7 protein-coding genes are annotated in these 6456 nt (G+C 39.8%); 6 read left to right on the top strand and 1 reads right to left on the bottom strand.

From position 1 onward, the window contains the following. The first annotated feature begins 29 nt into the window (after positions 1 to 29). The 3 genes from GNE10_RS30625 (at position 30) to GNE10_RS30615 (ending at position 2970) form a co-directional block, all read left to right on the top strand. Positions 30 to 689, top strand: a complete 660-nt coding sequence (locus GNE10_RS30625; RefSeq protein ID WP_099068283.1) for an L-threonylcarbamoyladenylate synthase — start codon at positions 30 to 32, stop codon at positions 687 to 689. A gap of 384 nt (positions 690 to 1073) precedes the next feature. After that, entirely contained in the window at positions 1074 to 2294 is a 1221-nt protein-coding gene (locus tag GNE10_RS30620; RefSeq protein WP_099068284.1) for a HetZ-related protein, read from the top strand. A gap of 199 nt (positions 2295 to 2493) precedes the next feature. Further along, complete coding sequence (locus tag GNE10_RS30615) at positions 2494 to 2970, top strand: PD-(D/E)XK nuclease superfamily protein (protein WP_185569589.1); 477 nt, start codon at positions 2494 to 2496, stop codon at positions 2968 to 2970. Between the two features lie 304 nt (positions 2971 to 3274). Here GNE10_RS30615 and GNE10_RS30610 read toward each other — a convergent pair whose 3' ends face one another. Beyond that, positions 3275 to 4114 carry a DNA adenine methylase gene (locus tag GNE10_RS30610; protein WP_185569587.1) on the bottom strand — a complete coding sequence of 280 codons (840 nt, stop codon included), beginning with the start codon at positions 4112 to 4114 and terminating at the stop codon, positions 3275 to 3277. Between the two features lie 165 nt (positions 4115 to 4279). Here GNE10_RS30610 and GNE10_RS30605 point away from each other — a divergent pair, with 165 nt between their 5' ends. The 3 genes from GNE10_RS30605 (at position 4280) to GNE10_RS30595 (ending at position 6078) form a co-directional block, all read left to right on the top strand. Then, positions 4280 to 4486 carry a DUF751 family protein gene (locus GNE10_RS30605; RefSeq protein WP_099068287.1) on the top strand — a complete coding sequence of 69 codons (207 nt, stop codon included), beginning with the start codon at positions 4280 to 4282 and terminating at the stop codon, positions 4484 to 4486. Positions 4487 to 4615: 129 nt separating this feature from the next. Then, positions 4616 to 5035, top strand: coding sequence for a 30S ribosome-binding factor RbfA (gene rbfA / locus GNE10_RS30600; RefSeq protein ID WP_099068288.1), 420 nt, complete (start codon positions 4616 to 4618; stop codon positions 5033 to 5035). 806 nt (positions 5036 to 5841) lie between these two features. Beyond that, complete coding sequence (locus GNE10_RS30595; protein ID WP_096537447.1) at positions 5842 to 6078, top strand: DUF4327 family protein; 237 nt, start codon at positions 5842 to 5844, stop codon at positions 6076 to 6078. The last annotated feature ends 378 nt before the right edge of the window (positions 6079 to 6456 follow it).

The following is a 6456-nucleotide window of genomic DNA, read 5'->3' as shown; positions in this document are numbered from 1 at the left end:
CCCATTTCCCCATCTCCCCAATCCCCACTATGGCAAAAATTTTCGCAGTTCATCCGGATAATCCTCAAATTCGTCGAATAGAGGAGATAAAGTCAGCGCTCTCTAGTGGTGCTGTCATGCTTTACCCTACTGATACAGTCTATGCCATCGGTTGTGATTTGAATGCCAAGTCGGCGGTAGAACGAGTGCGGCAAATTAAGCAGCTAGCAAATGATAAACCACTGACATTTTTATGTCCCTCGCTTTCAAATGTGGCGACTTATGCCTTCGTAAGTGACACAGCCTATCGGATTATGAAGCGCTTAATTCCAGGTACATACACGTTTTTGCTACCAGCTACTAAGTTAGTACCGCGATTGGTGCAAAGTCCCAAGCGCAAAACTACGGGAATTAGAGTCCCAAACCATACTGTCTGTTTGGCTCTGCTGGAAGCCTTGGGCAATCCAATTATCTCAACTTCCGCACACGTGCCACCAGATGAACCAGATAATGGCTTGGTTCGCATCGATCCAGAGACGATTCAATCACGGGTAGAGCTGTTTGACCGTTTGGACAAATTCGTAGACATAATTGTAGATGCGGGCGAAGAACCTAAGTACGAAGTGTCTACAATTTTGGATTTAACGGGAGATGAAGCAGTAATTATACGGAGGGGATTAGGTTGGGAAGCAGCAGCAGCATGGGTATAAGGATTAAATTTCATCAGCGCACTTGTTAGTTTCGGAAATAGTGATTTAAATGACTCCAGTTTTTAAATTGTCATAATTAAAGGCGATTGCAGTGGGTATAACAGGATGGTGGCAACACTCTCTAGAGCAAGGCATTTAACAAATTTGCAGAAATGCTGCGTATCCATTTACTAGCATTAGTGTGGTGGTTTGTGGAAGAACCGACACATTGTCACAACTATAATTCTTTCGTATTTCCTACAGTTTTAAATATGAGCTTTAGATGTGAGCATTACATGGGGCAAGCGTTGATGGATGAATGCCCAAAGATTCTCCAGTCAAAACTAGCCTCTATCGCTGTGTCTGCGTTGTAATTACGGTGCAATACTACTCCCTGGAAAATTCATGAAAGCTAATGTCGCCAATCTACCAAACTCTACACCAGTTTTTGATAACCATGTTTCTGGCGAAGAATTGCCAGCTAGCAGCAGTGATACCTTAGTTCAATTGCTGTGTGAGGAAATGCAAGGACAAGTGAAAGCAGCACCCAGGTGCGTGCAAGCTTTAGCAAAGCGCATCGTTAAGGAAGTAGAACGCATTTGCGATAAAAGCTCGCGTATCCAAACATCTGGACAAATTCAGTCTTGGCAAATGACTTTGGCAAGACACCGGATGCAAAAGTGCTTGCGTTACTACCAACTCGGTTCCAAACAAGGACGGGTGGAATTACATAGCAATTTGGGCGCGATGGTTTACCGCCATGTAACTATATCCGGCTCGGAGTTGGGTTTTGACGCTCGTTACAGCTTAATTGAAGATTTTTTACAAGCATTTTATATTGAAGCGATTAAAGCTTTCCGCCGCGAAAACGAATTACCTGAGGATCACACGCCGCGTACTCAGCTGCAATTAGCTGAATATATGGCGTTTACAGAACAGTACGCCAAACGTCGCATCAATTTACCTGGCGGTGCAAATCAGCAATTAATTATTCTACGGGCCCAGGGTTTTGCTCGTCGTCAGCCCCAAGAAACTACTGTGGATATTGAAATGGCGGTGGAGTCTGCTAAGGGTGAAGAAGCAGAATCTTATCAACGGAATTCGGCGGTACAACAATTGCGATCGCAAATGATTGCCAAAGCCAGTTTCGATCCATCAGAAGAATCAGAACGCGATCGCGTCATTGCTGAATTGATGAAATACTTAGAGTCCCAAGGTCAATCTGACTGTATGGACTATTTAAGCCTGAAACTCCAAGACCTTTCTGCACCAGAAATTGACCAAATTCTCGGTTTAACCAGTCGTCAGCGCGATTATCTGCAACAAAGGTTTAAATATCACGTAGAAAAGTTTGCCAAGCAACATCATTGGCAATTGGTACATCAATGGTTGGGCGCAGGTTTGGAGCAAAAGTTGGGTTTATCTTCCCAACAATGGGAAATTTTTATCGGTCAACTTACAGAACAACAACAGCAAATTTTACAACTCAAAACTGCACGGGAAAGCGACCAAGCGATCGCCAAAGCCATCAAATGCACCCCCAAACAAGTACAAAAGCGCTGGACTCAATTATTAGAAATAGCATGGGCTATCCGCAACGGTAATACTCAAGCGCACACGGGTTGACGCCCAAGGGAAAATTACTAAAATTTATCTAACCTAAATTTAAGTTATTACAAATATTGTTATTAATACATTTGTATTTTTAGTACAAAAATACCATTTTTTTGTACTTTAAACAAAAATTTATATTTAGTCACTGACCATTTATTACTGCTTCTATGGAATCCTAGAAGAAGCAGTACTTTTGGCAGAGGAATTTAGGATGGCTCTGACTCAAGGTGGGCGGGCAAATAAGGCAGGGAGAATTTTAGAAATTAATGTAGAAGCAATTTTAAATGGGCATAATTATTTCCAAGTCGGGAATTATGTCTCCAAAGAAATTGTATTAAATGCGGCTTTATTACCAAAACGCTATGGTAAAGAAGTTTATATTGGTACTGGAATTTATCATACCGATTTAAAGGTTGACTTTTATGTTGTCGGCTTACCTGCAATGCCATCTGGTTTGATTATCGAGTGCAAATGGCAAGAAAGTCCTGGTTCGGTGGATGAAAAGTTTCCTTATTTAAATATGAACATTCAGGATTATTACCCTGCACCGACTATCGTCATACTAGGTGGCGAAGGAATGCGAGAAGGTGCAAGTAAATGGCTAAAAGCAAGAGTTAATGATAACCACAATTTATTAGCAGTTTATAGCTTAGACAGATTCATTGCTTGGGCGAATAAAAATCTTTAGAAGCAGTCAGGAGTCAGGAGTCAGAATTCAGAATTCAGGAGTCAGAATTCAGGAGTCAGGAGTCAGAATTCAGAATTCAGAATTCAGGAGTCAGAATCTGATATTTGTTTAGATTAAGATATGACACTTTATTAGACAAGAGTGCAAAAGTGCTTTTTGCACTCTTGTGGATAAAGGGAAAATACCAAACCTTTTCCCGATTTCTCTAATAAGTCTACTATTGATAATTAAATATTATTTTCATTTATTCACTTGCCAGTTATGTAAAATTTTTGCTAATTTCTGAATTCTGACTACTGAATTCTTAATTATCAAAAGACGTTATTAATAGTTCGTCAATTATGCCTCGATTTTTGATGTTTGAGTTAATGGAACGCGCTGCTTTAATTGTGTGTGTTTTAAAGTCGATTTCTCTATAAATTTGTTTAATAAATTCACTATCGGAATTACATACCATAACTTTAACACCACGACTTGCTAACTCTGCACAAGTATCTCGCAAAATTTCTTGGTGTTTTGTACTAAAACAATTTTGACTATAAGCAGTGAAATAGCTAGTTTCACTTATAGGATAATAAGGGGGATCGAAAAATACAAAGTCATCACTACTAGTTGCATAATTTAGAACTTGTGTAAAATCTGCCTGTTGAATTTTTGCCTGAGAAAGTGCTTGCTTAGCTAGCCTCAATAAATTCTCCGGACAAATATTGGGATTATCATATCTACCTAAGGGGACATTGAAATTGCCCTGAGAATTGACTCGATAAAGACCATTGAAACAGGTTTTATTCAAATAAATAAAACGAGCAGCTTTTTCTAAATTATTTCCACCATAATAGTTTCTGACACTATAGTAATAATCTTTTGTATGTCGTTTTTTATGTTCTTTGAGGAGCAAGATTAATTCATCTACGTTATCTCTAACGCAGCAATAAGTATTAATCAATTCGGCATTAATATCAGTTAAAGTTGCTTTATTTGGTTGCAAATAGAAAAAAACAGCGCCACCGCCTAAAAATGGTTCATAGTAATTTTGATAAGTCTTAGGAAAATAAGGAATATATTGCTGAATCAACTTACTTTTACCCCCTGCCCACTTCAAAAATGGACGCGGACTAGTTTCTTTGGGGATTTGAATAACCATTTCCTGAAAATTTTACCGAAATAATTGCTACTAAATATAGTTAATATAACTGACGAAGCATATTTTATATTAACTGAGTAATTTTCCAGCCCTAATAGATTACAATTAAGTAGATAAAGCATATCAAAACAAACGTAAGTCTATAACAAGGCAGTTTACATTCAGATGTTTGACGGATTTTGGGATAACGTCTTTCGCTACCCCCGCTACTTCATTACTGTCCTCTTAGGGGTATTTCTCAACACCTTCGCGCCATTAGTACCACTGTTGAAACGCCCAATCACCTTAATTGCACTTTTGGGTTTGTTTGTCAGTAGTTTGGTATTCGTGACTCTCACCTTACGTGCCATGCTGGGCTTAAGTACAATCTAGACAAGGGTGATGCTGTGGCTTCTGCCCTCAAAACAGTTGTTTTTGGCGTTACTGCCATCAGCTAGGTAAAATCTACCCAGCTTGCATTTATATCATGTCGTACAACCTCTTTTCGGAGGCTAAACTTTTATGGCTACAAATCGCCGCGTTTCCCGTGTTGCTGAACTCATTAAACGGGAAGTTAGCCAAATGCTACTCAACGGCATCAAGGATGACCGTGTGGGTACAGGAATGGTAAGTGTTACTGATGTTGATGTTTCCGGCGATCTCCAACACGCCAAAATTTACGTCAGCATCTACGGTACAGATGAAGCCAAGGCAGAAACAATGGCAGGCTTAAAGTCAGCCACGGGTTTTGTCCGTAGCGAACTTGGTGCTAGGGTACGGCTGCGTCGTACACCAGAGGTTATCTTTGTGGAAGATCGCTCCATAGAACGTGGTAATAAAGTACTGGCACTATTAAACCAGCTCAATAACCAGCGATCGCCAGAAAATTCTACACCAGTAAAAGACAGCACAGATGGAGATGATGAGGAATTTTCAGAATAAGTAACTCAAATAACAATGTAACTTCAGAACAAATCGATCTCAGCAAATTCGCCAAACACTTTACAGACGCGACCAAATTGCGTCTGTTTTAATGTGACTATAAGCAATGGGCATTGGGCATAGGGCATTGGGCATTGGGTATGGGGAAAAGTGGAAAGATTAAATTTATTCCTTTTCCCTTTAACCTTTAACCTTTTCCCTTTTTCGCCTTACCCCCCTGCCCCATCCCCCCTTCTATAGATGTTTATCTAAAAAAAACCATGTAACATCAGCGCTGAAATTAACCAAGTAATTACGAATTTGTTTAAGAAATTGTTAATAGTCGCTGGCTTAAAACCCTTCGTGGTGTAATTTAGCCGTTAGTTTTGCCATAGTTTATACCCTAGTTGCTGCTAAATATCCTTATCTTGTTTACCTTCAGATAGATACCAGCACTTCTAGACACAGCTTTTAGGTGATTATTTGATTTGTGAGCGATCGCTTTGTCTACTCTTCTCACCAGCCAAATTACGTCTCAAGGCACTGATAGCAAAACTTTTAGACCCGTTGAATAAAAGCCACATCTCAACAGTAGTATGTTTAGTTAACTACTTTGACTTTGTTTTGTGAAGCGTATTTTTCGGAAATGTCAGCTTTTGTTGACTTTCTTAACATTTCTTGAGATAATTTCAGGATGTGTAGCGTCAAAATGAAATTAGTTCCGTATAGCAAACTACAAAAGCATAGCCACAAGTCAAATCCCTGTCATGTTTGTTCCTAATAGCTAGCGGGAACACTATCTAAGTGTTAATTTGTGAGTAAAAACCATGAGTGTGAATACGGTGCCTTCTATTAATTACTACTCTCTGGATGTCATCCAAGACGAAGCACGCCGACTGGTGCAAAAGGGAATGGTCAGCCGACAACAGCCAATATATACACTCTGCCAATACATCCCAGCGAGAGAGTGGGTTTGCGTTGAATGTGAACTAGAAAAATGTGACTTTTTGTTACGCGATCGCATTGGTGATTTGATTGGTCGTGAAGAATGGGACAACGACTAATCAATGTTTAATTTTAGATTTGAGATTGGGAGTTTATTTTTGGGATGTGATTTCACGAACGAGGATTTGACGCCCAATCTGGCATAATCTCTGGCTTTTGGTAAGCATTGCTCAATCTAGAATCTTGCGTCTTTCTTTAATACGGAAACATTAGAGTCTCAATTTATACAAGTTTTCAGGTGAATTTAGGCATCAAAACCAATATTTTTGGTGCTACAGCTTGAGTCTAGTATGTAGATTCTCTTACCGGAGTGGTTCTTAATAGTGAACTGCTCCGGTAATTTTTATAGAAATGGGCATGGGGCATGGGGCAAGCAGGAGGTGTGGGAGGTGTGGGAGGTGTGGGAGGTGTGGGAGGTGTGGAAGGTGTGGGAGGTG

It is taken from the genome of Nostoc sp. 2RC (genome assembly GCF_014222165.1).
Classification (GTDB): domain Bacteria; phylum Cyanobacteriota; class Cyanobacteriia; order Cyanobacteriales; family Nostocaceae; genus Nostoc; species Nostoc linckia.
This window is presented reverse-complemented; position numbering and strand designations above follow the sequence as displayed.

What these genes read in the sequence shown, in the direction of transcription:
- GNE10_RS30610 (WP_185569587.1), bottom strand. Translation starts at nt 4,114, where the DNA reads ATGGTTATTCAAATCCCCAAAGAAACTAGTCCGCGTCCATTTTTGAAG.
- GNE10_RS30625 (WP_099068283.1), top strand. Translation starts at nt 30, where the DNA reads ATGGCAAAAATTTTCGCAGTTCATCCGGATAATCCTCAAATTCGTCGA.
- GNE10_RS30605 (WP_099068287.1), top strand. Translation starts at nt 4,280, where the DNA reads ATGTTTGACGGATTTTGGGATAACGTCTTTCGCTACCCCCGCTACTTC.
- GNE10_RS30620 (WP_099068284.1), top strand. Translation starts at nt 1,074, where the DNA reads ATGAAAGCTAATGTCGCCAATCTACCAAACTCTACACCAGTTTTTGAT.
- GNE10_RS30615 (WP_185569589.1), top strand. Translation starts at nt 2,494, where the DNA reads ATGGCTCTGACTCAAGGTGGGCGGGCAAATAAGGCAGGGAGAATTTTA.
- GNE10_RS30595 (WP_096537447.1), top strand. Translation starts at nt 5,842, where the DNA reads ATGAGTGTGAATACGGTGCCTTCTATTAATTACTACTCTCTGGATGTC.
- rbfA (WP_099068288.1), top strand. Translation starts at nt 4,616, where the DNA reads ATGGCTACAAATCGCCGCGTTTCCCGTGTTGCTGAACTCATTAAACGG.